This is a genomic window from Bacillus alkalicellulosilyticus (genome assembly GCF_002019795.1).
Taxonomy (GTDB): Bacteria; Bacillota; Bacilli; order Bacillales; family Bacillaceae_F; genus Bacillus_AO; species Bacillus_AO alkalicellulosilyticum.
In genome coordinates this window covers 2,889,256-2,915,508 of the sequence record NZ_KV917381.1, presented here as the reverse complement: position 1 = coordinate 2,915,508, position 26,253 = coordinate 2,889,256, and the positions used below count along the sequence as shown (strand labels likewise).

The window sequence follows — 26,253 nt, the reverse complement described above, 5'->3', positions numbered from 1 at the left end:
AAATCTTTTGTATGGGCAGGGTTAACAAACCTTATGTCGAAATTTTAATTAGGTCAGCATCTGGTGGTGATAACATTTATGCACCGATGCTTGGCGTTCCTATAAAACATTTGCGACAGAAAAAGGAATGCAACACTATTAAATAAGTACAAAAAAAAACGGGAAGGTAAACCATTAAAGGTAGCTACCATATACAAACGTTAATAACTACCACTAGCGTTTGAAGAAATGGTTGGAACGCTTTAACAGCGTGCAAAAAAGTATCTTGATAACTACTTAGCATGGTTTAGATTTCTGGAAAGTCTTGGTTTTGAGGACACACTAAATAATTTGATAGAAATGCTGTTTACTTTATGCAAATTCCAAGTACATTGGTCATATAAGTCATTAAGGGTTAGTGAATTTAACATTTGAGGTGGTGTTTGAATGTTTGAGTATGCAAACGGAATGGATTTATTACTAATTATTAATCCAATGTTATTTTTATTACTAGGAGTTATTTCTGGTTTATTTGTTTCGAATTGGAAGAAAAATGTTGTCATCACACCAACTTTAATCGTGGGATTAACATTTCTAGTAACGCTGGTCTTCCAGAGCTTTACTTATGACCATTTCCTATTCGTATATGGAATCGCATATGCCTTAATTGGTTTGTTTGGTATTGGTTTTAGTACACTCTCAAAGAAATTAGTCACTAAAATATTTACGAAAAGTGCATAAATCCTCTAAAGCTTATACATAATTTTTTCTATATTATGTATAAGCTTTAATGATATCAACATAGTTTTCCAACACAGCCAATGTTATATGGTTACTTTTTGTAAGATATTAAAAGAATGAAAGAGGAAGATTAAATTGATAAAGAACGTAAAAAAGACATTTTACTTATTGGTAATACTGTTTCTGACAGCTTGTAGTTTCGAAAGTTCAGGTGAACAAAAAATTAACATAACCTCAGGAGAAAAAGAAATTAAAGTCATAACGTATGATGAAAATGGTAATCGAACATTAAAAGAATTCGAACAAATTCATAAAGATATAATGAACGATATTGGTTGGGAAGAATTACCCTACATAGCCATAAATGAAAATATTCTTTTAGAAGTTTCAAATTTGGACGGGAAAGAATTAGTGATTGAAGACTATATTCTTTCTAAGGATGGAGATTTTAAATATGAGGGAGTTGTAGATACATTTACAATACCATTTAATGATGGGAAAGCATCATTTGATTTGAAGACAAACGCCGCTGTTGGGTTAAGCTCTAATAGTGATGATTATTTACCTGGAAACGCATTAAGGTGCTTTGTTGTTTATTCTAATTCAAGTCCTATATTTTCATTTTTATTAAGGACGGATTCATATTAGTTATTTATAAGTATAATACTTATTTTTTTACAGACGGAGCTTAGGTTGAATATTAGTTCATTAAAAAAATCCAGTTAAATGGATTTTTTTATTTTAAATCAACATTAAACTTTAACAGGGCCACTGAAAATCCCCACTTAATAAAATTGATAATGAAGACGAAGAAAGGATGATTCACGAATTTCAAAAGATATACCGTGACCGTAATTACTACGTACGATTGTAAAGAGAGCTTATATACAATTTGATATTCAAATGGTAAAATGATGGAATTATGAATTATATTGGAGAAAAGATATGAAAAAATACTTAGTTTTGGTTATTCTCGGTTTTATAATTATACCAATACTAGGTAGCTTCAAAGAATCTGGTGAGCAATCTATTGAAACTGCTGCTGGTATAGAAGAAAATATTGACAATGAAGAAAGTGAAGAAGTAATTAATATAGAATATGAACAAATTATTGATGATTTAAAATGGGAAAATAAGAAACTATCAAATAAAATAATACGTCTAGAAGAAGAAATTACATCCTTAATGTCAACTATTGGGATTGTTGATTTAGCGATTATTGAGGAAGCAACAAATGAAATTGAGTTATATTCATTATGTCAAACCATAGAGGAAGCCAAACTTTTCTTCTCTGAGAATATATCTACACCTGGTGATGATTATGGTGATGGTATTTTTTTTCCGAATAGTATGGGACATGAAACCATGATAACTTGGAGACCAATGGGGATTGAGCATTTTAGAAGTTATTCAAAAGAAGAAGATAAAATTATTCTAAATTATATTATGATTGATTATATTGATAGTAAGGAATACAGCCATGAATATGGTTTTGTAATGATTAAATGTTTTTTTCTGTTATGATTTTGTTATGAATACTAAAGATAGAAATCCAACATTAACTAAAAAGAACAATTCAATTAGAAAATATCTTAAAAAGGAGAATGATATTGAGTAAAAAAATGAAATTACTTTTTAGTATTTCAATAGGTTTAAATATATTTCTCATTACCATTGTAGTAATGACAATGATAAAGACAAATTTCGTAAAGGAACAAATCTTTGTTACTGAAGTACAAAGTAATTTAGTACAGTTGGAAATTTTGATTGCTTACCAGATTGATAATGAATGGAGTGAACCAAACTTAGTTACATCAAAGATAGGAGATGTGTTAAACGGACTTAGACTTGGAATTACTACTGGAAATCAGTTGGGTACACTTTCAAAAAGTGACAACGATATTCTTGAAAGTTTGTATTCCAATTTATCTCGTTTTCCTACTAATGGGGTATATAACTTTGTCGAGTTAAACGATGAGGATATAAGCAATTTTGAGAACCTAAGAGAAACACTACGTAAAGTGGGATTAGGAGTAAATATTACTATATCTGCTAATATAAACTCTTTTATGAGACAAGCAGAGGGTTTAAATGAAAAGTTGAATCCTAAGTCAAGGGTAATGGAGATAGAGGATGAAACAGTTCATAAATAGGTGGTTGAAACTACGAGGCTAAGGAGGTTACTATGCTTAAGTGGATTACAGAAATCGATGAACCATCATCTGAATTTAATAACGATTATGGTGAATTAAATATTGAGATTATAGAAACAACAAATGACTTAAAGGAAATGAGTCCAGTTTGCCAGTTTTTTGCCTCGTTTGATGTTATTTTAGAAACGGATTCGCTACTAACGTTGCCAACCCCAAACCAAAATGTATTAAAAAAGATAATGGATGAAGTAGTGCCTCACTATAGAGATATAAAACAAATAATCATTGATGGTGAGCTCAAAGAAATAAATGTGTTGGGTCTTAAAGAGGAGTCAAAAAGAATAGTACAGTACTCACTTTCAAATGGCATATATCCGGTAATTTCAGATTTATATCGGACAAAAAATCTTAGTTTACCAACAGAACCAAGAGATTTGAAATATTATATGGTTAATCAAGAAATGATTACTCCTCTTCAAATTGATGGTACAGAGGAGATACGTGATTTTCTTAAAAATACTTTTTTTACTGACAGAGGCTCAATAGCACTTCAACCAACAGGATGGAAGTTAGAAGATGATTTGAAAGAGTCAGTGACGATTCGTACTTTTAGTACATTTGCAAAACAAATTGTTTTAGTTGTCGATGATAACAACATGAGTGTGGTTGGCCTTGATATATACGGGTAATCTTTTAGTGTATTTATTGAATCTAATTTGATAATTAATATATGGGATTTCCGAGTGGAGTATTATATTTTTGATATGGAGCAGATGTGGGATGGGACTGTACTTGCAACTCTGAAGCCTTTGTTTAAATAGAGGGACTTCTGGTGATGTATCTATCATTGTTCATTTGGAATACTATCAAAGTGAATTAAATGAACTTAAAGTCAGTCAATCAAAGACATCAATTAGTTTCTTAGATAACACAATGATTAAGATTGAAGGTGGATTGTCTGATTTATTGAAAGATGATGAATTATTAACGGGAACTATTAGAGATGTTCTAGAAATGAATATAAGAGATATCTGGGGAAATGATTCTAACCGCATTAAATTAGTCCAAGAATACTTGAATGGATTGAAAGTCATAACATCAAATGTTTATAAAAACCATAGTACTATATTAGGTACTTTAAGAAGTTGGATAACCAATAATTTTACAAGTAAGGAAGATTTGTTTGAGAAATTAGAGATAATTGATAATTGTCTTACAAGATATTATTCTCTTCTACCCAGTATATATTACCGCGAACAATACCCACAATTAGGATCCAGTTATAAATATGATGATATAAAAAGTATTCTTAAAGAACCAAACCATATCTTTTATAGATTCCTTGTAGCAGCAGGGATTACGGAACAAGAATAATTGCAAGCATTCGAAGACCCTATCGATGGTAATAGGAAAACTGTTCGAAATAGAATTGCAAGGAAAATTGAGAATAACATCGAGGCAGGATTTAATGAATTTTATAATCAAGAGAAAGTTGTATTTCAAGTAGAATTTGAAAATCGTGTTTTTAAAATATATATATTAACTGATGATAAGGCAATGAATTTAAGTGAAAGAAGTAATGGTTTACGTTGGTGCATAAGTATATTTGTTGATGTACTTTCACGTGAGTATAAAAATTCCTCTTTAGTTTATTTGCTAGATGAACCAGGTGTTTATTTACATGTTAATGCTCAAAAACAACTCCTAGAATTATTTTCAAGACTAGCAAATAGAGAAAACCAAGTAATATATACTACACATTCTCCATATATGATAGACAGTAAAGACATAACCAACGTTAGGGCCATTGAAAAAGTTGGGAAGGTAATACAAAAATATTTAAGAGTGCTTACGACCAAAATTTATCGAATGACTCAAAAATGGAAACTTTATCTCCTTTAGTACAAGCTATCGGAGCAGATTTAAAGTTTAATATAGGACCATCTAGTAAAAACAATTTAATCACAGAGGGCATTACCGATTATATGTATTTGAATGCCATGTTAAATTATTTGGAAATTGATAATGCACCAAATATTATACCTTCAGCAGGTGTTAGTAATATCAATAGAGTTGTTTCAATTCTAATTGGTTGGGGATGTGGATTTAAGATTTTATTAGACTATGATAGCGCTGGCTACAATGAATACGATGTTTTAGTCAATAACTGGATGAGAATCTAAAAGATAAAATTCTATTTGTAAGTTTAAAAGAAGAAGTAGTTAAGGAGAAAATGGTAAGCAACTCAAAGACAATTGAATCATTAATTTCTAGAGATGATTCTAAAAAATTGAGTACTCCATACGATGGTTCTAGTGCGTCCAAGAAATTAGCCGCAAAGGAATTTCACCATAAAGTAATAAACAGGGAAATCCAACTAGATAAGAGACAGTATCCAATTTCAAAAAATTGTTTGAAGCATTTAATATTCAAGACTATAATCTAGCAATAGTTAAAAGTTAATACAGAGGTTTGACACTTTAAATAAGCTTTGTATTTAATGATCTTATACAAGAATAAGTATGTCGCAGTTACGGGATCGAATCCCGTACTCCTCGACAAATCAATAAATATTACCTTAGTGAAACAAGCTGGGCTGCTGTTGTGGTGCTAACGGGGAGCAGTGCGGTATAAAGACAGGAATTCATGAAAACATTTTGAGAAAGGAAACCATATATGAAAAAAATCATTTTATGCTCTATTTTACTGATTATTTTATCTTTACACTCTACTAGTGTTTATGCTTATTCCTGCGCTTATACTGAATTACCAAGAGAAGAAATGAAACAAGCAGATGTAGTTTTTAAAGGGACATTAATCTCAAATATAAACCACAGGCTTAAATTTGAGATAGATAAAGTATGGGTAGGGGAAATAGAAGGTGTTGCTAGAATAAGGGACGCTAATTTTATAGAAGCCGTTATTGGTGAAGAATATATCATTTTTGCACAAACAAGAAGTGGTAATCTTGTTCCTTTGGGTTGTGGAAACTCAGGTTTCGCGACGCAAGAACTTGAGTCTATACTTAATCAAGAACCAATGAAAGAAACCACATTATTTCTTATTTATCTCGGTATAAGTGTGTTTGTCGTATTAATTGGTATATTGATTATTTGGCTACGAAGACAGATGAAAGAAGTAGAATAAAGGTAACTTGAGATTTATGTTTGTGAAGAAAACTTTTTGTAATAACGGGTGCTTATGTGGGATTATGGCGAGGGTGGATCAAGTATATTAGTTTCACCATTAGAAGAAATTGAATAAACAGATTCAATATTATTTCACTAACGCCGTACTTATGCGAAGAACTGCTCAAAAACTTTCAACGAAGTACAACAAGAACGGAATTTAATAAACATCGTAGAGGCGGTCACAATATTAGGTGGTCGTCTTTCATATTTGGTTTTTACTATTGAACAAAGTAGTTAACTAAGAACTTGAGAGTTGTTTATTGTTAAAGATTAGATGAAGAGGAGAAAATCAATGGTTAATGAAATTGTGCATACTGTTGGAGAATATGCTGATAAGGCTTTTGATGAAAAAGATACAGACACCTTACAAAGAATAGTTGAGGATTGTTTGAAATGGGTTGAATCTGGAGAGTACAACCTTCTTGAGAAAGGGATTCTTGCATATCATGGTGCGACATCATACAGCAACTATATACATCTAAAATTCAAGGGTGCTTTGCGTTATTCTCAAGATATGAATAACGAACAAGATTTTGAGATGTGTTTATTAATGTTTCGATTATCTATTGAAAAATTAACTGCCTATCAAGAGGAAGCAGATTTGAAAAATGGGTCAGAAGAAAGTCAGTATTTTACTACATATCTATTAATGGCATACACTAACTATGCTAACTTGTTACAAAAATGCGGTAGACTTATGAAGGCTCTTTCTTACTTGAAGATTGGTGTAGGAATGGACTTTCCGATTGCCATTGGGAATTTTGCTGGGTTCTTAATGGACTATGCTACATTTGATTATGACAAAGGGCATCAATCTGTTCTTGCTAATGAATCTTATCAATTATTAAAAGAAGTGTTGAAATTTGAAAAAGTAGAAGAGTATGCTTATAAACACTATGAGGGCCTAATTGCTAAATTAGAACAGTTATATCCAATCGTTTTTTTAGAGGAACCGTATGAATTTGAAGATTATTCATTGGGAGACTCAGAGGAAGAAGTAGGATATCGTAAGTGGTGTCTTGAAAATACCTTTTTTCTAAATACTTTAAATGATGCTTTCCCTTATTCCGTTTCGGCAACTGATATTCTTCATTTACCTAATATTGTTACTAAAATTGATGAAGGACCAAGGTTTCACGGTTTGTTTAACCAGATAAAACAGGAGTTTGTATCTGCTAGATATATGTTATATGATTCCTTGTCTTCTAAAGGAGCCCATTTTTCAGATAAAGATGTCCACCTTGTTAATACATTAGATTATCCAGCTTATGGTATATCAATAGAAAAAATGAAATATTCTTACAGAAGTTTATATTCCTTAATTGATCGGCTTGCATTTTTTGTGAATGAGTATTTTGAAATTGGGATTAAGGAAAGGGATGTTTCCTACCGTTCAATATGGCAGGATAAAATTAGAAAAGGAAAAAATTCTTATAACTTAAAAGTTAATTTAAAGTCGAGGATGACAGGTGAGGAAACGTTTAATCTTCCGTTAATCGGTCTTTACTGGCTATGTAAAGACATAGGGAAGCAAAAGATAGAACACCACTATATAGAACCAGCAATTGAACAAATATCGAAAATTCGGCACCATCTGGAGCATCGTTATTTAAAAATTCACGACAGTGTTTTGTATCCCATAACAAAAGAATCTTGCGAGAATAGAGATGACCCATTGGCTTATTCAATAACCGTTGATGAATTGAAAGATGCAACTATGAGTTTACTTGCTTATGTACGAGAAGGAATTATTTTGTTGTCTATGGCGGTTCATTTGGAGGAACGACGAAAGAGAAAAGATAATGCTTCTGACGAAATACTAATGTCGATGTTTATGGATCGTTACGATGATGATTGGAAACGACTTTTTTAATAGACTGTATAGTAAAGGGGGTAAATGATGCAAGCAACATTGAGGAGGAAATTTATAAGTTAATAAGCAAAAAGACAGAAGGTGATTATTGGGATTTTAAACAAGAGTGGCATAAGGACAGTGAAAGGCTACTACATGACATTCTTTGTTTTGCAAATACGGTGCACGACAGGGATTGTAATATAATTATAGGAGTTTCGGATGATGGTGAGATTATTGGACTAAATGATGAAAATCGAGTTAAGCAAGCAGGAATACTAGATTTACTTTCCAACACAGTTTTTGCAGGTGATAAGACTCCGGCAATAAAAGTTGAGACATGTAAAATTGAGGATATGGAAATTGATATTCTTACGGTATTTAATTCTTATAGTGTCCCTTTTTACTTAAAGAAAAAAAGCAAAAGGTATAGCAATATTAAAGAAGGGTACATATATACAAGAATTGGAGATAAGAATACCCCTATCAATCAAAATGCTAATATGCAGCAGATTGAAATGCTATGGAAGAAAAGACTTGGCCTAACACAACCACCATTGAGACAGATAGTAAATAGATTAAAGAACAAATCTGAATGGGTTAAGAACAACGGAACACACTTTAATATTTATAAACCAGAGTTTAAGCTTGTAGAAGAATATGAAGATGATGCATACGATAGAAGAACAGGGGAGTTTTATGTATACTCCCAGACAAACTCTAAATATTCTTACAAGTATTATTTGAAAGATAGCATAGCTTATGAACTGCAAGAGTTCTTCTTTGATGATGAGGATATGGAAGAAGTTTATGCCAAAAAAACCTTGATGAAGTTGTTCTATATCTTGAGAATCAGGAAGAAAAGGTATCATTTGAGTCTTATGTTGAATGTAACTTAATAACCTAAGAAAGCTATATTACTGATGCAGAACAAATCCACTTTACTATGGATACCGATTATAAAAGGGAAGTTAAGGTAAATATACATAGATTAAGAGTAGGATTAGCTCTTAATATGGTACTACAGGATTTAAAAAGCTCTAAAGATGAATTATTCTTAGTAGATTATAGAAGGAATTGTTGCCAATAGCTCATTTGCATTATTTGTTTTCAGTGTAAATGTTAATTATTAAATACTAAAAAGAGACAAGCAATCGGAAGCGAGCAGACACGTTGAGATTGTTGAATGCAATTCACTAAATTTTAGAATTAGACTTTCTGTTGGAAGAGCAAGTAGAGAAATAAACTTATTTTAAAGGGTTTGTGAAGATATGTATGGGGGCGTTTATGGCCAAGGATTAGAATATTACAAATCTAACCAATGACTATTGACTACCAATAACATTACTGCAACCGATACTATCTTAAACCGTAATATGTTATATTTGGGTAAGGAAGGGATAATATGGTATGAAAAAATTAAATAAACGATTTAATCGTTATGAAAGTACCCACGACAATGAGTACATTGAATTTTTAGGAGACAATGTATTTCAAAAGGAACAGGTGTTCAACGGGTTTATAAAGTGCAAGCTAATGCACGGTCTAATGGGTTCCGTAATTGTACCGGATTTTTTATTTTTTCAAGTAGATGAAGAGAAACGGTTTAAATGGATTCAACCTTTAGCTTTCCGAGCTAATATTCTTTTTTACGATGATGATGAGGGTTACGCAACCGTATGATAGATATATCGGCTCAAGCAACTTTAACTGTTCGTTTCAATAAAAGCGGTTTTGTCAGAAGCCAAAATGACTATTCTGAATTATATGTGTGCGAGATTTATGCTTCCTCTGATATTAGTGAACATTATACAGGTGAAGGCCATTCATTAAAGTCTATCATCATACAAGCAAGGTTGCCTATTCTAAGATTATAGAAACAGGCTACCTAAAAAACTCCAAATGGAACATCGGTGGAACAAAAGAGCTAAAAAATATTGGTTATGTTTATTTCACACCACTTGATAAAATAAAACACAACGCTGATTTAAGGCAAGTGGCTATGTCAGATACAGGATTTATCCATTTGATAACAAATTCCGGAGAAATCAGAAGAGTAAATATTTATAGGAGATTCGTAAAAGATTTTGATTCCACTTTAGGGTTTTGGCTCGATGCCCAATCAATTGCTCCATCTCATCTGTTTAGACGGTTAGATTCCAATGGTGGCGTGTTTTATCAGGTAGTTGCACCGTTTATTCATCGAGTAGGCATGCTACCAGAAAAACTATTACAATTTCAGAATGATGTCATTATAGATTTTAGTAAAAAAGCTGATTACATTATTGTCGGAGACTGTAATCATATGAATGGGCTCATTGCTCCTTACGATGAAGAGAATACCAACTATATCTTCAAAATTGAAATACAGGAAGGAAACAAAAATTTGTTTGATTTTTGGCGAGAAAATGCTAACACAGACCACTATTCAAATAAACAAGTAGAGTATAAACAGTTTGTTAAACCGAAATGAAAGACTAAGTTTATAAAACGGAACAGACCTGGGTAATGTTAATTTATCTCTTTAAGTATGAAAGGATATTGGCAGCAATCAATTCTTGAACTAGTATGGATTAATTTAATATCCTTGATATTATTATTCAAAAGTATTTTTCAAAGTAATTTTTGTATTACTTTCACTCAACTAAGCATAGATACGAGTAGTTTCAATCTGTTCTTCTCCAAGAAAATTTTGTATGACATTATAGAGATGCTAGGGGCAAAATCAGTATATATTACTAGGAGCCGAAGCAAAATAGTATTTAATATTTTTTACTTTGGATAATTACCCCTGCAAAACTGCATTTATCTTATCTTCTAATTTTTTGTAAACGTCTTGTTGTTCTTTAATAACAATACTCTTATTTCTTGTATAGTTTGGGGCTACGTAGCTTCTTGTAGAAGAAAGACAATCGTGTCCCAATAATTGTTGAACTATAAAAATATGGCTACCCGCATCCAACATATGAGTTGCGAACGAGTGGCGTATACTATGGATTCTGACATATGGTAATCCTGCCTTATTAAGGTATTTCCTCAAATTACTTCTTACTTGCCCTTTTGAAATTTTAGGTCCCAAAAGATAGTCAGACTCAGAGAAGCTATTAGTGGAACAATAAGAGCTTAATACATCACCAAAACCATCTCGGAGAGAAACCACCCTTGCTTTCCGAGTTTTTGTTTTTTCTAGGTATAGCATCTCTCTTTCAAAATCAATTTGATTAATTTTTAAATTTAATAGCTCAGAAATTCTCATACCGGTAGAGAAAAGTAAACTGAATAATAGTACTTCACATATTAGGTTTTCACTATGCGTTACAATACTGTTAAAAAGTTTCAAAATTTCATGTTTACTTAAAATACGAATAGGCTTCCTTTTATCCTTATATTTTTTTATTTCAAATTTCATATTACTTGTAACGTCAGGAAAATTCTCGTTTCTATATAAATATTTAAAAAAGCTCTTCATCCCACAGGACAGTGAAGCTAGTTTATGATAGCTTTCTCCTACGTTTGCGTTTTCATAAAGAAATTCATCTAATAAGGTGGATTTTATTGGTGTATAGATATCTCCACTCTTTAATTTTATAACATGAATTTTCCTTAAATCAATTTCTTCAACATTACAATTTAATTTTTGTGATAAGAATTCACAGAATAACATTAATCCTTTTACGTACTTTTTTTTTGTAGAGTCTGCTAATGGACTAATTCTGTTATATTCTTCGACCTTTAATTTAAGATTACACATATCTTATTCCTCAAATCCTATCATATGCTTTAACAACTTTTCAAAAGGAAACGGATACTTTCCGAAAACTTCATCTTTTAAATCATGTGGATGTAACTTGGTGTAAATTGTTGTAGTTTCAATATGCTCATGTCCTAATACTTGTTGGAGGATTTCTATTCTCATCCCTTGTTTTACTGACTGAACACCAAAGGAATGCCTAAAAGCATGTGGAGAGTATTGATTCTTAATCCCTATCGCTTCTTGCAAGTTTTCTAACATTATCTGGATTGACCTGGCAAGAACAGGTCTCCTGTTATCGTAAATTCTTTTTGAGAAAAGGTGGCGCTCATCGGAATAATTGATTTCATTTACTCCAGTTCTAGATAAGAAATCCATCACCACCTTTTTTACTTCAGGATACATTGGGATGTATCTTTCCTTATTTCCCTTACCTCGACGAATGAAAATTACATCTTCATCAACCCTAAAATCCCCAATTCTAACGTTAACTAATTCACTTAATCTACAGCCTGTCCCTGTTAGGAAGTAGATTACAGTGTAATTAAAGTAAGGAGAGGAAGTTTCTAACGATTTATTTAATAATTTTCGAATTACTTTTGTCGGAACATAGCGTGGCAACTTTTCGTACTTATACATTTCAAATCGGCTTCTTATATCTTCAGATATATACTTTTGGGTATATGCAAAATCAATCAACGCTTTGACAATTCCCTGATAGGTATTTTTAGTACCTGGAGAAATATTTCCTTTTCTAAGAATCGTCTCCTTGTAAAAGTCATCCATGGTGTTTTGATTTAAATCAAGTAGACTAAAGTTAGGATTTACTTTATTTAGGAAATTTTTAAATCTCTCTAAAAAATATTTGTAATAATATAGAGTGTCTTCCGTTTTCCTTCCATTTTTCAAATCCATTTCAAGCATTATTCTAAATTCATTTATTATTTCTACAGCATTTTTGGATGATTCAATTCTTCTATTGCCTTGTAATAAGTTTAAAAAGTCTTTTAACTCTATCCCATATTGCTCGCAAATAACTTCTGGCTCAATTTCTGGATGTCTCTCAATGTGCATTAATTTCATCTCCTATTACCAATTGATGTAATGGATTAAATGGCAAAGAATTCTGCAGCAACCTTTTCACACTTTTATGAACATAATACTCTGTTGATGTCCAATTTAGATGTCCCATTGATTTTGATACTTCATCAAAATCATTTAAATTATCAAGAGCATTAGTTGCATAAGTATGTCTTAAAGCTTTAGCATTAATCTTTGCTTTACCAAAGGCTTTTTTATTAAATCTCGTTATCATGCTGGAAACGCCAGAACTAGACAAAGGTTCTCCAAAGGTATTAATAAACACAAAATCATGATTTGGGCTGTATTCATTTCTTATATATAAATACTTTTTGAAAACTTTTGATAAATCTTTACTTATTTTCAATGTTCGTTGACCCGATTTCTCACAAAATAGGGTGATGAGGGATTCACTAGGTCTAAGATCATTTATAACAAGCCTAGTTACCTCAATTGGCCTACAACCTAATTCCATAATTAAAAGTAAAATGCAAAGATCACGAATCTTAAAATTACTATATTGTTCTGCTGTTCCAATTAATTTTATTATGTCTTGAGTTGAAGCGTAAGCATTGGTTCTCTTCCCTTGATGTTTCAAAGATGAGGGAACAGTATAATCAAAGAGAATTTTATTATTCTTTCTTAGAAAATCAACATATAATTGAATGACATATAAGTATTTATATAGAGTACTTAGCTGAATTTCCCCATTATTATGTCTGTAAATAAGGTAATCTTCATAAGTAATAATTTCTTTCATAGTAAAATCAGAAAAATTCTTCTCCAAACCACCATTCTCGTTCTGTGTGTTATCAGTTAAGTACTTTGTAAAACATTTAAGTTTTCGAATCTGACTTTCCCTGCTACTAAAGGTATATCTTCTTTCATCTTCTAGATATTTTAAGAATAAGCTCAATGTTAAATCTAGAGAATCTATCCAGGTCTTAGGTGCTTCGTGTCTTACTTTCCGTAAGACGGAAGATTTGCCTTTATCGATGATACTCTTTAATTTTATTTCTTCATCCACAACAGGTTCAGAATGGTATTTAGCTGATATATTCATAATTCCTCTCCTTATTTTGACAAAATTTTCAAAACGTTTCTTTTATAATGGTATTGCTAGAGAATTTATTACTTTATAAGACTGCTTCTCTTTGAAGGTAGCTATGGATAACATTATTTATAATACCTTTAGTTATTTATTGCGCTTTTAAAGAAGGCTAATAATATTTTTTCCACTTTTTTACTCTTTATTCGTATTATTTACTTAATACGAATTTTCCTTTATCGTAGTAAAGTGTTTTATGGTTGAAAAAAATAAAGGAGGTGTTGGAAATGTTAAATCAAAATCAAAGAAATAATCTATTACAATCGTTTGGAAATTCAGAAAAAAATCGGCATGGATATTCTTTGGTGTATTCAATCCAGCACAATTGCAATCATAAAACATCCCTTTTACTCGATAATAGGTACAACTTTTAAAAGTGGTACAGTGATGGGTGAATTTTGTTAAGGTATGTTAATTCTGGTGATATAAATGAAACAAATTCCGGAATTTGTACGACTTAACAAATATTCAGATATTAGTTTTGGTCTTAAAGAATTTTTGAAAGGGGTTATAAGCGAAGAAGAATATATTAATAAACGTAAAGATGATATTGGTAGAGTAAGATATCCTTGGCCAGAATTATTCTTTTTGAAAAGTGATATGAAAATATACGCAGAATACCTTTTGAAAATTTCATTATTTGGTCGTCGTTTATTATTACTACAAGAAGAATCAATTGGGTTTAAAAAAACAGAGTTATACGATCTCTATAACATATCTAGTGATACAATACGAAGATATCTTGGGAAATTAAAGAACAATAAGAGGAAAGAAGCATCTCCAATAATTCGAAATATGACCGTAAAACGACCAAAAGTTTCAAAAGAAGTTATTGCATTTTTTGCCCTATTATCAAGGGTTCCAGTTTCATGGCTTGTAGATGATGAACCAGAAATGGAATGGAGGGTGGATTACTTTGAGTATTTGCCACATGCTAAAACAATAAGTTTATCGCAGTTTAAACGTATATTAGAGAGTTCTTCTTTAGAGATTTTACATGATGTGACTGGAGTTATTATAAACGAAGGTGTAAAGTTTCCTCTTTATATCCGTTTGGAATCAGTTTGTAGTGGCTTTATTATTGAAGTATTTAACCTTAATTTTGGATTAAATGATATAGTGGCTCTAAGAGACTTATTAAAAGGATTTGATTATGTAGAAGAAGGCTATATGGATACAGTTATAGAAACACATAAAAATTATGTATTTATTATAAATAGTAGAGGGATGAAACCTATTTGTATACCAATGGAATTTCATAGGCATTCATACCCTACAACTTTATAAAGTTGTATCCTATAATAGATTGAATAACTGTTGAACCTCCTACTAGAAAGGGGGTTTTTTTTATGTTTGATAAAGAAGAAGATATTAAGTTAATAAAAGAAAGAGCACTAGAGGTGTTAAGGAAATGGACTGAAGAGTTAAATAAGGAGAAAGAGAATGATGAAAAAAATTTAGATAAGAAGGTACTAAGGAAGGAATAAAGACGAATTAGATGAATAAATTTGAAGATTTAAAAGACGTTTTAACGGTGAAAGATATCGCTGTATTTTTAGGTATCGGCCGTGGAAAGGCTTATGAATTAGTTCACTCTGGCAGTTTTCATGTAGTACGAGTAGGGAGCAGAATCCTAGTATCTAAAAAGTCTTTTCAACATTGGTTTGAAGGGTTTGAAGGTCAAGAGTAGTCAATACAAGATTTATAGGTGGTACTTAACTTATTTATCATTTATTGTTTAAAACATTCAAAAAAATTTTATACTGTAAATGGTGCGAGTTTGGTGCCTGGCTATTAGGAGGTTAAAAATAAATGGCTGGACATATCAAACAGGATAAAAAAACGAAGAAGTGGCTCTTTACTATTGAAGCGGGTAAAGACGCGAAAGGAAATAGAAAACGTAGAATTAGAAAAGGATTTAAAAATAAGACAGAAGCCAAAAATGCAATGGCAATAGCTATTGCCGAATTTCAAAAAGAAGAAGTCCATTCCGAAGATAAGCAAGAAACAATAACGGTTGGTGATTTTCTAGACTATTGGCTAAAGTCCTATGCTGAAACTAATACTGTTCACAACACTTTTAAAGCATATGAACGTATCATTCGAGTTCATTTAAAACCAGCACTTGGTAATATAAAGATAAATGAATTAAAGGTGAGAGATGTTCAGCAGTATTACTCAAAGAAAGTAAGAACCGAGAATACCGTAGAAAATAATGAAGGAGAAGGAAGGTTATCTAAGCAAACCGTCTTACACCATCATCGTGTGCTAAATAAAGCCTTAAATGATGCTCTTGATTGGGAGTTCGTAGATAAAAATGTGGCAAAAAGAGCTAAGCCACCTAGGCCTGATAAAGCAAAATTTACAACATATACTCCTGAGGAACTTAATTTACTTCTTAAAAGTGCAAGCGGAAGTGTATTATATTTTCCAATTATAACGGCTGCAGCTCATACAGGTGCTCGTGTTGGAGAATTAAGAGCATTGACATGGGGGGACATTGACTTTAACAACAGAAAAATATTCATTACCAAGTCAGCCTATGATAAAAAGGGTGAGGGGGTTAAAATAAAGAATGCTCCTAAAAATGGACAAAATAGAGCCATTTCAATGGGTAAGCGCCTTGTTGAATTATTTCAACGTCATAAGGATAATTATGAGAAAAAGAAAGCCTTATTAGGTCCAACCTTTAATCCAAATGATCTCGTTTTTTACAACACAAAAGGAAATTACTTGGATGTAAGAGATTTGGCAAGAGCCTATAAAAGAGCGGTAAAAGAAGTACACTTATCGGATAGTCGTTTTCATGATTTACGTCACAGCCACGCGACGATTTTGCTTCAACAAAATGTTCATCCAAAAGTGGTAAGTGAGCGTTTAGGACATACGAAAGTAAGTATTACACTTGATTTGTATAGTCATGTAAACCCATTACTGCAAGATAGTGCTGCTAAAGCATTCGATGATGCTTTTTAAAAGAATGGGCACCTCTTAGGCACCGCTCCCTTCAACGTTTAACTTTAGATAGGTTTTGCAGTCAACTAAGGAAATTTGCTAAGCCTTGCTATGTATAGTTTGGCGGGACTGTGTGGGAATCGAACCCACCGGAGACGGCACGCGCCTCCCGAGAGGTTTTGAAGACCTTGACGGACACCAGCACCGTAGCCAGCCCCATGCCTTTTACGAAACTCCTCTTATTATAATGATTTTTGACTATTGGTGCAATCGTAATGCATTTCCAAGTTTACACAAGTCTCAACAACGCTAATTAGCGTACAAGTAAGAAGAGATTGAGACAAAGGCAACAACCTTTTGTCCCAATCTCTTTTTTATGTTATTTTGATATAACTCTTTTTGCCCCGATGTAGCGGTCTTTCCAGTACTTAGATTGTAGGCCTTGTATAGAAACCCCTTTTGATACCGTTGCTGCATAGAACTTGCCATTGCCATTGTAAATACCGACAAATGTTGGTTCTTTTCCTGTTCTATTTGCGTTAAAGAAGACGAGGTCACCTTTTTTTAGATTCTTTTGTTTGACTGCTTTACCTGTGTTGAATTGTTCTTTGACCGAGCGTGGTATGTTTATTTTTGCTGAAGATTTTTCAAAAGCATACTTTGTAAAATCAGATGCATCAAAGCCTTCCTTCGTGTGTTTCCTCCCCACTTGTATTTAATGCCTACTACCGATTTTGCTACATCCGTTACAGATTGTTTGGTTGTGCTCGCTTCTACACTATGGGTGAAACTATCGAAAGTGAGTGAAAAGGCGACAGCGATAAGAGTTGCAGAGATGATGAAGAATTTTGAATGATGTACTACTGAATTCATGAATGATTTCTCCAATATTTGGTTAATTTTATGTTTTGCGATTCTTTAGACGCCTCTTTTTCAGATAGGTTACAAATCATTTTAAAATAATTTTTTAAAGCTTATTTCGTTAAATTTTCCAGTATCCTTGTGGGAATACATTTTTATCAAATGTAAACAATAATCCATGAGGTGAATGCCAGTGAATAAGAAAATTATGACGGCCATTATGTCTATAGGGATAGCGCAACTTTTAAAAGTACCTTTAAAAGCAAGGGAAACAGGAGTTGTCGATTGGGGAGCATTGTTTCAAACAGGTAGTATGCCAAGCTCTCATTCGGCAGGGGTTACATCTTTAGCGACGTATATCGCTTGGGATAAAGGCATGAAAAGTGTTGATTTTGCGCTGGCGACAATCTTTGGGATGATTGTCATGTATGATGCTCAAGGCATTCGAAGGCAAGCGGGGGAATTAACGATAAAAGTAAATCACTTGGATGAGCAGGTTGAAGAATTAGCCGGCCATCATCCTGGTCATGAATATGAAGAAAAAGAAAAAAAGCTTAAGGAAATGCTTGGCCATCAACCAGAAGAAGTACTCGGTGGTGCTATCCTAGGCGCATTAACAGGAACGCTATCCTATTTCGCAACAAAAAACTAGCCATCACTGGCTAGTTTTTTTCATTGGTTTGCTTAATTGGTAGAGATATTGATACGGTTGACCCTTGATTTATTTCGCTTTGAATCGATAGTGTTCCCTCGTGGGCTTCAATAATTTTTAAGGAGACCATCATACCGAGGCCAGTGCCATTTTCTTTCATCGTGAAAAAGGGATCGCCCAGCTTGCTGATATCTGCACGCTTCATACCGCACCCTTCATCTTCAATTGTAACGGTTACATTTTCTTTTGTAGCTGAAGTAGTAATGGTTACAGTTGAATCAGCATTTGACGCTTCAATTGCATTTTTTATAATGTTGATAAGCACTTGTTTTATCTGACATTCTCCACATGAAATCAGTGGAAGTTTTTCTTCTTTATGGATTTGAAGGGAAACACCTGCGATACTTGCTTCGGTTTCCATGAGTATTGTAACGCCATCAAGAAGTTTGTTAATGTCATTTTGTTTCATAGGAACTTTTTGAGGTCTTGCAATGACTAATAGTTCATCGACAATGTCATTTATTCTCTCAAGCTCGTTGTGCATAATTTTTAAATAAAGTTCCTTATCTCCTTCATTTTCTTTGCAAAGGTTTACAAAGCCTTTTAACGATGTGAGTGGGTTCCTTATTTCATGAGCGACCCCGGCAGCAAGCTGTCCAACAATCGATAGCTTTTCATTTTTAATGAGCAATTCCTCTGATTTTCTTAACTCCGTGATATCACGACCGATCGCATATAAACCTTTACGGCTTCCGTCTGGATGGAACATAGGTATTTTTAGTACGTCAAATAATCGTTCTTCTTCACCGACAATGAGTAACTCATCGACATGAATTGGTTTTCCATTTCCCCAAGCAATCTCATCCGTATCATAACAATACTTAAAATGCTCGAAATATTTGGGGAACAACTCAGCCATTTCCAGGTCCGTTCTTCCTAAGACATCTTCTTTCTCTAAATTATATAGTTTTTGTCCAAAATTATTGACTTCGCTCCAGCGACCTTTATCGTCTTTAAATACAATAAAATCTGAGATTGAATTAATAAGAATGGCTTGTTTGTCATGATTCTCAACAAGAAGTTTGGCTTGCTGTTGCTTTACGAGATAGCGATAGATTACAAAAGCAAATAAAAGAAAACCGATCCAGCTTTTTATTGAGGACCACAAGATGTAGGTGGGGGTGGAATTTCCTACTTGCCAAAAGACGAGGTCGATTACTAGAATTAGTAAAAATCCAATGATAGTATAAAATATTGGAATATCACTTTTTATTCGACTCATATTTATTGGTCTCCATTTGTTATATTTTTCTATAGTATACACGATATAACGAACAAAATGTTGAATTATTTGTCAAATAATGCAGAATTTCATAATATTTTCAGATAATTTGTAGTTGAAACGAGGGAAATGTATGTCAGTTCATTATACAGTCGGAATGGCAGGTCATATTGACCATGGGAAAACAAGCTTAACAAAAGCCTTAACAAACGTAGATACAGACCGTTTGAAGGAAGAAAAAGAAAGAAACATTTCAATTGAACCAGGGTATGCTCCGTTTCAAATTACAGACGAGATGACCGTTTCTATAATTGATGTCCCAGGCCATGAACGATTTATACGGCAAATGATTGCCGGTGTGGCAGGAATTGATATTGTCATGTTGGTCATTGCGGCAGATGAAGGCGTTATGCCACAAACAAGGGAGCATGTTGAAATTTTATCTTTGCTTCAAATTCAAAGAGGGATGATTGTCATTACAAAAGTCGACCGAGTCGACGAGGAGTTGCTTGAGCTTGTACAAGAAGATATTGAAGAACAGCTTAGAGGTACATTCCTAGAAGATAGTCCTACCGTCGTAGTCGATAGTTTATCGGGAAAAGGAATCGAGGACGTGCGCTTGCAACTTATTGAGTTACTTCCTAAAACACCTCACCGAAATGCAAATGGTGCGTTTCGGTTACCGATTGACCAAGTGTTTACGGTTCATGGACAAGGAACTGTTGTGAGAGGAACTGTTTATGAAGGTATGGTTCGTGAAGGAGAGACATTGCTTTTATTGCCTCAGCAGGAGCAAGTGAGAGCGCGGCAGATTCAGATTCACCAGCAACCAACATCCGTTGGTCGAGCGGGGCAGCGTGTAGCAATTAACATTGGAGGGATTTCTAAGGAACAGTGTCAACGTGGCGATGTGTTGGTATCGTCTGATAGCTATGTGACTACACAAACAGTCGATGTGGCTCTTCAAGTAGTGAAGTCACTTCAACATGAAGTGAAACAACGCGCACATATTAAGTTTCATATTGGAACAGCTGAGGTATATGGAAAAATTGTTTTCTTTGACCGCAATCAGATTGAAGGGAATGAGCAGGTTCTTTGTCAGGTTAGATTAGATGAACCCGTAGTGGCTAAACGAGGTGACCGGTTTATTGTAAGGCGACCAACCCCTGTTGAAACCATTGGTGGCGGAGAGATTATTGAGCCAAGGGGAGAGCGTTACCGGTTTGGACAAGCAACGATTGACTTATTAGAAAAGAAACTAGCAGGCACACCAGAAGACCGAATTTCAGACGTATTAATGGATAAAGGTCTATTGAATGTCAAGGAGATAAGTCAGTTTTCAGGAATGGAAGAGAGCGAAACGTTAGCAACGATTTCTATGATGACAGACTCGAATCAAGTCATCGAGTGGGGCGGATACTATACGTTAACTTTGGTTTATGAACAACTTTTAACGGGCATTGTTGAAGAGTTACATAGCTTTCATGAAAAATTCTCGATGCAACAAGGAAAGAAAAAAGCAGAAATCATTCAAACTCAGTCTCTTCAATATCCAGAAAAATTAATAGAGCGTGTACTTGAACAAGCAATCCTTGAAAACCAACTTAAAAAAGATGGGCCTTTCATCGCTCAACATGCATTTTTCCCTCATGTACCAAAATCATGGGAAAAACGAGTGGAAAATGTGCTCGAGCAATTGAAGAAACAATATATAGAAGTGAAGCCGATTGCAGAGTTGCTGCAAAAGGCTCAAATTCCCGAACCCCTTCATCAAGATATCATTCATTTTTTAAGCAGAGAAAATGTGATTTATCCGCTTGATGATGCTCTATATATCACACACTCTAGTTATGAGAGGGCACTTTTGGCTCTTCAGTCTAAGTATGACACATCTTTTTCATTACAGGAGGCAAAAGTAGTCCTACCTCTTTCACGGAAGTATTTAGTTCCTTTTTTAGAGTTGCTAGATAAAAAGGGAATGACGGAGCGAGTCGAAGCTGAACGAAAATGGAAGTAGGTGTTTCCGTTGGAACAGAACCGTGTCAAGCGAATAGCTTTTTTTACACCGTATTGGAAACAACAACGAGGAAATTCAACGACAGCCAAACGGATTGTAAACGGACTTCAGGAGAGGGGTATAGACGTTTTTTTGTTTGCGTATGACGAAGAAGAGTGGTCTGAGGAAATCAATAAGAGAGTGAATCAATGCGACATCATTCATATTCTTCATTTTCAGCGTTTCTTACAGTGGCAAATGTCTACCGGGTACAGGTTGCATACACCGTATATCATCACCTCAGGAGGCACAGATATTAACGAGGACTTTAAAGAGGAGACAAAACGAAAACGTGTCATTCCACTTCTTGAAAAAGCAGAATGGATAACTGTGTTTACTGAAGTTGCTAAAGTGGAGTTAGAAGATGCTGCGATTTCTACTCAGGTGGTTGTGATTCCTCAAGGGGTTTGGCTACCGAACGCTTCGGTTTTGCCTAAGGGGAAAAAGGACTACCCGGCGATCCTTCTTCCAGCTGGATTACGAAAGGTGAAGGATGTCCTTTATGCGCTTCCTGTAATAGAAAGAGCAAAAAGGGATTTTCGAGAGTTAACGTATACGATTATTGGTGAAGTTCTTGAAGCTGAAGTAGAAAAAAAAGTGAAATCTAAAACAAAAGAGTATGAGTGGTTTACGTATGAGCCCCCAGTTCCTTTTGAAACAATCGCTTCCGTTTACGCGAACTACGACATCGTTCTGAACTCGTCTATTTCAGAAGGGCAGACAGCCGTTTTATTAGAAGCGATGTCTTGTCGTATTCCTGTCATCGCTCGAAAAAATAGTGGCAATGAGAGTATTATTAGGGACGGGGAAAATGGTTTTCTTTTTGCGGATGAAGCGGAACTAGAACAGAAGCTCAGACAAGTGATTGACGATACATCTTTGCAACGTCTTTTTGTTGAAAACGGCTTAAAGACCTTGGAACAGCAACATAGTTTAGAAACAGAAATCCAATCATACATTCGTCTGTATGAACGAGCAAGGTAACTTTCTTTACAAGCCCCTTAACACGTGATAGCTTATTTTTATTGTATGAAGGAGGAAATAACAAATGAAAAAAATAGTTTGGTTATTATCATTATGTTTTGTATTCATTGCCGGATGTGGCGCTGCATCAGAGGAACCTTTTACCGTTGCCGTTATCCCAGCGCAAACGATTGGTGAAATGGAGGTCGGCCTTGAAAAGCTTGACGCTGAATTAACAGAAAAACTAAACCGAGACGTAGAAATTGAACTATACCCTAATTATAACGCAGTTGTAGAAGCGTTAAATTACAATCAAATCGATTTAGCGTTTTTAGGACCTGTCACTTATTTAATTGCGAAAGAACAAAGTGGGGCACAAGCGATTGTGACTCAACTCATTGATGGGGAGCCATTCTATTATTCATATATGATTACTCATGTAGATAATGAGTGGAACTCGTTAGAAGATATTATCGCAGACCAAGCGTCTATTGATTTTGCTTTCGGAAGCCCTGCTTCAACGTCGGGTCATTTGATTCCTGGAGTAGAACTATCTCGTCATGACGTGTACTTTTCTGAGGATGACCACAAATTTGAAAGCGTTAGATATACCGGTTCTCATGATATTACAGCTCAACAAGTACAAGATAACATGGTTGATGTTGGTGCAATTGATAGCGCGATATACCATGAACTTGTGGCAGAAGGTGTGATTGATGAAAGTCAAATCAAAATAATTTGGACGTCAGAACAATTGTACCAGTATCCTTGGACCGTCTCAGGAACTACAGATGAGGAAACGATTCAAGCGTTACAGGAAGCTTTTGTAGGAATAACCGACCAAGAAATTCTTAGTATTTTTGGTGGAGCCTCTGCATTTGTGGAAGCAGATGATAGCAACTATCAAAATGTATATGAAGCCGCAAAAGAGTTTGGGATGTTAGAATAGTTCGGTAAGGGGCGAGATGGATGATTTGGTTTAAGCGTCGTTACATTTTATATCTAATTGCTTTTCTTCTTTTCACATGGTGGTGTATGTCAATCACCGGCTTTGATGTGCGACGTTTTGCCCAATTTCCGAATGCAATTGACTTAGTCGTAAATCGATTTTTTCCGTTAGATTGGTCGTTGCTTCAACGATTACTGCGCGAAAGTCTTGTCACATTGGCGATTGCTTTTTTAGGTACGTTTTTTGCCTTAGTCGTTGCCCTACCACTCAGCTTTACGGCGGCTCGAAATACAAGTCGCCATCAAAGCTTTTTTTTCTTTACAAGGTGGAGTTTAAGTGGATTACGCTCGATTCCTGAAATTGTTTTTGGTCTTGTGCTTGTTGCAGCCTTAGGTCTAGGCCCATTTGCAGCTGTGATCGCGATTATTTTACATAACATTGGAGTCCTTGGAAAACTCATTTCTGAGTTGATAGAAGCCGCCGACTCTGGACCGCAGGAAGCGATGAAGGCGGTTGGTGCACCTCGTTGGGTTGCGATATTATTTTCGATATTGCCACAAATTTGGCCCAATGTCCTATCTCATTACTTTTACAGATTTGAAGTAGCAATACGAACGTCCTTAATCCTTGGTTTTATAGGAGGAGGGGGATTGGGGCAACTGCTCTTTAACCATTTCCAAAGTCTACAGTATCAGCGAGTTGCTACAGATATCATCATGATAATGATTTTAGTGATCTGTGTTGATTTTATTGGGGGGAAAGTCCGTGAGCGAGTCATCTAACCCGGTTGTAAAAATAGAGAACGTGACAGTTCAATATAAAGGCTCTAAGGATTATGCACTTGCTAAACTATCGCTCTCCTTTTATCCAGAGGAGTTTGTTTGTATTTTAGGAAAAAGTGGAGCTGGGAAATCTACGTTTATTCGAACAATTAACGGACTCCACCAACCAACCTCTGGTACCGTTACTGTGCATCAAAAGCAAGTAAGTTCGTTAGCTGAACATAAGCTAAAAGAAGTTCGCCAAGACATTGCGATGATCTTTCAACACTATAATCTAATTCCAAGGCTCTCTGTGTTAACAAATGTTCTATCTGGTTCGTTTGGTCGGCGCCCAGCGTGGAAGAGTTTACTTGGGATATACGATAATCAGGAAATTCTACAAGCAGAAGAAGCAATTTCTGCCGTTGAACTGGATCCTTTTATAAGGCAACGAGTTGAACGATTATCAGGTGGTCAAAAGCAACGCGTCGGAATTGCCAGGGCCCTATTGCAGCACCCTCGCATCTTTTTAGGAGATGAGCCTGTTGCTAGTCTTGACCCAAGTACTGCGAACAAAATCTTTTCTTTGTTGAAGAAAATACACCAAGAACGAAAACTACTTACGATAATTAACGTGCATGACGTCACACTTGCCAAACGTTATGCTACACGCATTATTGGCTTACATAAAGGGGAACTAGTATTTGATGGGACCCCAGAACAATTAACTCCGGATAAATATAAATTGATTTATGGGGACTTGGAAGGAGAACAAAATGAATAAAGAAGAAATCGTCAACCGAGCTATAAACTATGTCAAAGCAATTCATGACAATGAAAAAAGTGGCCATGACTGGTACCATGTCGAACGAGTTACGAAATTAGCTGAAACGATTGCTAGAGAAGAACAGGCGGATGAGTTTACTTGTAAGCTGGCGGCCCTATTTCATGATGTTCCTGATGAGAAGCTCGTTGATGATGTAGAAGCAAAAATCGAGGAGATCGATAACTGGCTAACACAACATGGAGTTGAGTCTGGTCCCATCCTTGATATTATTAAAAACATGTCTTTTAAAGGTGGACAGACCCATCATAAGCTATCGCTTGAGGGACAAGTAGTTCAAGATGCAGACCGGCTCGATGCCATAGGTGCGATAGGGATTGCGAGGACGTTTGTGTATGCTGGTCATAAAGGTGATTTGATGTATGACCCTGAGCTGCCTTTCCGTGAAGAGATGACAGCCAAAGAATACCGCGAAGGAAAAAGCACGGCCATTAATCATTTTTATGAGAAATTATTGAAACTTAAAGGATTAATGAATACAGACACAGGTAAAAACATGGCGGAGCAACGCCACTCGTATATGGTAGAATTTTTAAATCAGTTTACAAATGAATGGAACGGAATTCGATAATGAACAATAAAAAGATATTTTGGTGGATTATTGCAATAGGATGGTGTCTACTCATTGCATATGCAACAAGAACCCCCTTTTTTACAGGAGATTCCACGAAGGAATTACTGACAAACCCCTTTATAGATAATGCCTTTTTGAATTTTATTTTACGGAAAGCTGGCCATATGGTTGCTTTTGGTCTTTTGGCCCTATTTTGTTTCTTGGCGTTAAAAGGAAACACGTACCGTTATATTCTAGCATGGATGCTAGCAACGATTTATGGAGCAGTTGATGAATGGCATCAATCGTTTATTCCTGCGCGGGACGGTCAATTTACAGACGTACTCATTAATTCAACAGGAGCACTCCTGACGTTAGTAGTTATTTTTGTGATTAAGAGCTATACAAAAAAGAGATAGTCGCCCGATTTGGAGTCGCGCTGATTAAGTCCGTATAATTGTGTAAAAACAAAAAGAGTCATTTTATACCTTCTTGGCTACAATGTTTAACAACCACGAAAAA

The 26,253-nt window shown here is 34.6% G+C and carries 32 protein-coding genes and 1 tRNA gene; 27 read left to right on the top strand and 6 right to left on the bottom strand.

Annotated elements, in window-relative coordinates; translation table 11 throughout:
• Positions 1-426 precede the first annotated feature (426 nt).
• The 14 genes from BK585_RS14530 to BK585_RS14460 all read left to right on the top strand — a co-directional run bounded on the left by BK585_RS14530 (position 427) and on the right by BK585_RS14460 (position 10,389).
• A complete protein-coding gene (locus tag BK585_RS14530; RefSeq protein WP_078554301.1) occupies positions 427-720 on the top strand; it encodes a hypothetical protein in 294 nt (97 codons plus the stop codon).
• A 135-nt stretch (positions 721-855) separates the two neighbouring features.
• Positions 856-1,368, top strand: a complete 513-nt coding sequence (locus BK585_RS14525) for an SH3 domain-containing protein (protein WP_078554298.1) — start codon at positions 856-858, stop codon at positions 1,366-1,368.
• Between the two features lie 297 nt (positions 1,369-1,665).
• Positions 1,666-2,244: a coiled-coil domain-containing protein gene (locus BK585_RS14520; RefSeq protein WP_078554296.1), complete on the top strand. Its 579-nt coding sequence runs from the start codon at positions 1,666-1,668 to the stop codon at positions 2,242-2,244.
• An 86-nt stretch (positions 2,245-2,330) separates the two neighbouring features.
• Positions 2,331-2,873: a hypothetical protein gene (locus BK585_RS14515; RefSeq protein WP_078554294.1), complete on the top strand. Its 543-nt coding sequence runs from the start codon at positions 2,331-2,333 to the stop codon at positions 2,871-2,873.
• Positions 2,874-2,905: 32 nt separating this feature from the next.
• Positions 2,906-3,562, top strand: a complete 657-nt coding sequence (locus BK585_RS24450) for a hypothetical protein (RefSeq protein WP_245805841.1) — start codon at positions 2,906-2,908, stop codon at positions 3,560-3,562.
• Between the two features lie 244 nt (positions 3,563-3,806).
• Positions 3,807-4,247 (top strand): hypothetical protein, encoded by a 441-nt coding sequence (locus tag BK585_RS14505; protein WP_139367570.1) that lies wholly within the window; start codon positions 3,807-3,809, stop codon positions 4,245-4,247.
• Positions 4,248-4,775, top strand: a complete 528-nt coding sequence (locus BK585_RS14500; RefSeq protein ID WP_078554290.1) for an ATP-dependent nuclease — start codon at positions 4,248-4,250, stop codon at positions 4,773-4,775. It begins immediately after the preceding gene.
• Entirely contained in the window at positions 4,754-5,056 is a 303-nt protein-coding gene (locus BK585_RS14495) for an OLD family protein (protein ID WP_078554289.1), read from the top strand. Before BK585_RS14500 ends, BK585_RS14495 begins: the two co-directional genes overlap by 22 nt.
• A gap of 493 nt (positions 5,057-5,549) precedes the next feature.
• Positions 5,550-6,020 (top strand): hypothetical protein, encoded by a 471-nt coding sequence (locus BK585_RS14485; protein WP_078554285.1) that lies wholly within the window; start codon positions 5,550-5,552, stop codon positions 6,018-6,020.
• A gap of 336 nt (positions 6,021-6,356) precedes the next feature.
• Complete coding sequence (locus BK585_RS14480; RefSeq protein WP_078554283.1) at positions 6,357-7,937, top strand: LA2681 family HEPN domain-containing protein; 1,581 nt, start codon at positions 6,357-6,359, stop codon at positions 7,935-7,937.
• Complete coding sequence (locus BK585_RS14475) at positions 7,919-8,815, top strand: AlbA family DNA-binding domain-containing protein (RefSeq protein WP_245805840.1); 897 nt, start codon at positions 7,919-7,921, stop codon at positions 8,813-8,815. The genes BK585_RS14480 and BK585_RS14475 overlap by 19 nt, the downstream gene beginning before the upstream one ends.
• Before the next feature lie 511 nt (positions 8,816-9,326).
• On the top strand, positions 9,327-9,599 hold the full coding sequence (locus BK585_RS14470; protein ID WP_078554282.1) for a hypothetical protein: 273 nt from the start codon (positions 9,327-9,329) through the stop codon (positions 9,597-9,599).
• Positions 9,596-9,793, top strand: coding sequence for a hypothetical protein (locus tag BK585_RS14465; RefSeq protein WP_078554280.1), 198 nt, complete (start codon positions 9,596-9,598; stop codon positions 9,791-9,793). Before BK585_RS14470 ends, BK585_RS14465 begins: the two co-directional genes overlap by 4 nt.
• A gap of 149 nt (positions 9,794-9,942) precedes the next feature.
• Positions 9,943-10,389, top strand: a complete 447-nt coding sequence (locus BK585_RS14460) for a hypothetical protein (protein WP_170885604.1) — start codon at positions 9,943-9,945, stop codon at positions 10,387-10,389.
• A 312-nt stretch (positions 10,390-10,701) separates the two neighbouring features.
• On the opposite strand, the gene BK585_RS14455 is transcribed toward BK585_RS14460, so the two are convergent.
• Genes BK585_RS14455 through BK585_RS14445 form a run of 3 tightly spaced genes read right to left on the bottom strand, consistent with a single transcriptional unit; the run spans position 10,702 to position 13,810 of the window.
• Complete coding sequence (locus tag BK585_RS14455; RefSeq protein ID WP_078554276.1) at positions 10,702-11,667, bottom strand: tyrosine-type recombinase/integrase; 966 nt, start codon at positions 11,665-11,667, stop codon at positions 10,702-10,704.
• Between the two features lie 3 nt (positions 11,668-11,670).
• Complete coding sequence (locus BK585_RS14450) at positions 11,671-12,750, bottom strand: tyrosine-type recombinase/integrase (RefSeq protein ID WP_078554275.1); 1,080 nt, start codon at positions 12,748-12,750, stop codon at positions 11,671-11,673.
• Positions 12,731-13,810 carry a tyrosine-type recombinase/integrase gene (locus tag BK585_RS14445; protein WP_078554273.1) on the bottom strand — a complete coding sequence of 360 codons (1,080 nt, stop codon included), beginning with the start codon at positions 13,808-13,810 and terminating at the stop codon, positions 12,731-12,733. Before BK585_RS14445 ends, BK585_RS14450 begins: the two co-directional genes overlap by 20 nt.
• Before the next feature lie 272 nt (positions 13,811-14,082).
• On the opposite strand from BK585_RS14445, the gene BK585_RS24095 reads away from it, so the two are divergent.
• The 5 genes from BK585_RS24095 (at position 14,083) to BK585_RS14430 (ending at position 16,831) form a co-directional block, all read left to right on the top strand.
• Positions 14,083-14,229, top strand: a complete 147-nt coding sequence (locus BK585_RS24095) for a hypothetical protein (protein ID WP_170885603.1) — start codon at positions 14,083-14,085, stop codon at positions 14,227-14,229.
• A gap of 55 nt (positions 14,230-14,284) precedes the next feature.
• Positions 14,285-15,142 carry a hypothetical protein gene (locus BK585_RS14440; protein ID WP_078554272.1) on the top strand — a complete coding sequence of 286 codons (858 nt, stop codon included), beginning with the start codon at positions 14,285-14,287 and terminating at the stop codon, positions 15,140-15,142.
• A 62-nt stretch (positions 15,143-15,204) separates the two neighbouring features.
• A complete protein-coding gene (locus BK585_RS24090; protein WP_170885602.1) occupies positions 15,205-15,342 on the top strand; it encodes a hypothetical protein in 138 nt (45 codons plus the stop codon).
• 11 nt (positions 15,343-15,353) lie between these two features.
• Complete coding sequence (locus BK585_RS14435; RefSeq protein WP_078554270.1) at positions 15,354-15,545, top strand: helix-turn-helix domain-containing protein; 192 nt, start codon at positions 15,354-15,356, stop codon at positions 15,543-15,545.
• Between the two features lie 122 nt (positions 15,546-15,667).
• A complete protein-coding gene (locus BK585_RS14430; RefSeq protein ID WP_078554268.1) occupies positions 15,668-16,831 on the top strand; it encodes a tyrosine-type recombinase/integrase in 1,164 nt (387 codons plus the stop codon).
• A gap of 100 nt (positions 16,832-16,931) precedes the next feature.
• Here BK585_RS14430 and BK585_RS24085 read toward each other — a convergent pair.
• Together BK585_RS24085 and BK585_RS14425 are read right to left on the bottom strand one after the other, a co-directional pair.
• Positions 16,932-17,028: transfer RNA gene (locus tag BK585_RS24085), tRNA-Sec, on the bottom strand.
• Between the two features lie 161 nt (positions 17,029-17,189).
• The gene (locus tag BK585_RS14425; RefSeq protein ID WP_170885601.1) at positions 17,190-17,519 is read right to left on the bottom strand and encodes a C40 family peptidase; all 330 of its coding nucleotides are present in this window, start codon (positions 17,517-17,519) and stop codon (positions 17,190-17,192) included.
• A 345-nt stretch (positions 17,520-17,864) separates the two neighbouring features.
• Between BK585_RS14425 and BK585_RS14420 the strand changes: the two genes are divergently transcribed.
• Complete coding sequence (locus tag BK585_RS14420) at positions 17,865-18,323, top strand: divergent PAP2 family protein (RefSeq protein WP_078554265.1); 459 nt, start codon at positions 17,865-17,867, stop codon at positions 18,321-18,323.
• A gap of 10 nt (positions 18,324-18,333) precedes the next feature.
• Here BK585_RS14420 and BK585_RS14415 read toward each other — a convergent pair whose 3' ends face one another.
• Positions 18,334-19,605, bottom strand: coding sequence for an ATP-binding protein (locus BK585_RS14415; RefSeq protein WP_078554263.1), 1,272 nt, complete (start codon positions 19,603-19,605; stop codon positions 18,334-18,336).
• A 133-nt stretch (positions 19,606-19,738) separates the two neighbouring features.
• On the opposite strand from BK585_RS14415, the gene selB reads away from it, so the two are divergent.
• The 7 genes from selB (at position 19,739) to BK585_RS14380 (ending at position 26,150) form a co-directional block, all read left to right on the top strand.
• Positions 19,739-21,622 (top strand): selenocysteine-specific translation elongation factor, encoded by a 1,884-nt coding sequence (gene selB, locus BK585_RS14410; protein ID WP_078554260.1) that lies wholly within the window; start codon positions 19,739-19,741, stop codon positions 21,620-21,622.
• Between the two features lie 9 nt (positions 21,623-21,631).
• Complete coding sequence (locus BK585_RS14405; protein ID WP_078554258.1) at positions 21,632-22,645, top strand: glycosyltransferase family 4 protein; 1,014 nt, start codon at positions 21,632-21,634, stop codon at positions 22,643-22,645.
• A 64-nt stretch (positions 22,646-22,709) separates the two neighbouring features.
• Positions 22,710-23,573 (top strand): phosphate/phosphite/phosphonate ABC transporter substrate-binding protein, encoded by an 864-nt coding sequence (phnD, locus tag BK585_RS14400; protein ID WP_078554256.1) that lies wholly within the window; start codon positions 22,710-22,712, stop codon positions 23,571-23,573.
• A gap of 20 nt (positions 23,574-23,593) precedes the next feature.
• On the top strand, positions 23,594-24,355 hold the full coding sequence (gene phnE / locus BK585_RS14395; protein WP_078554254.1) for a phosphonate ABC transporter, permease protein PhnE: 762 nt from the start codon (positions 23,594-23,596) through the stop codon (positions 24,353-24,355).
• Positions 24,339-25,118 carry a phosphonate ABC transporter ATP-binding protein gene (phnC, locus tag BK585_RS14390; RefSeq protein ID WP_078554252.1) on the top strand — a complete coding sequence of 260 codons (780 nt, stop codon included), beginning with the start codon at positions 24,339-24,341 and terminating at the stop codon, positions 25,116-25,118. The genes phnE and phnC overlap by 17 nt, the downstream gene beginning before the upstream one ends.
• A complete protein-coding gene (locus BK585_RS14385) occupies positions 25,111-25,749 on the top strand; it encodes an HD domain-containing protein (RefSeq protein ID WP_078554250.1) in 639 nt (212 codons plus the stop codon). The genes phnC and BK585_RS14385 overlap by 8 nt, the downstream gene beginning before the upstream one ends.
• Positions 25,749-26,150, top strand: coding sequence for a VanZ family protein (locus BK585_RS14380; protein ID WP_170885600.1), 402 nt, complete (start codon positions 25,749-25,751; stop codon positions 26,148-26,150). Before BK585_RS14385 ends, BK585_RS14380 begins: the two co-directional genes overlap by 1 nt.
• Positions 26,151-26,253: the final 103 nt, after the last annotated feature.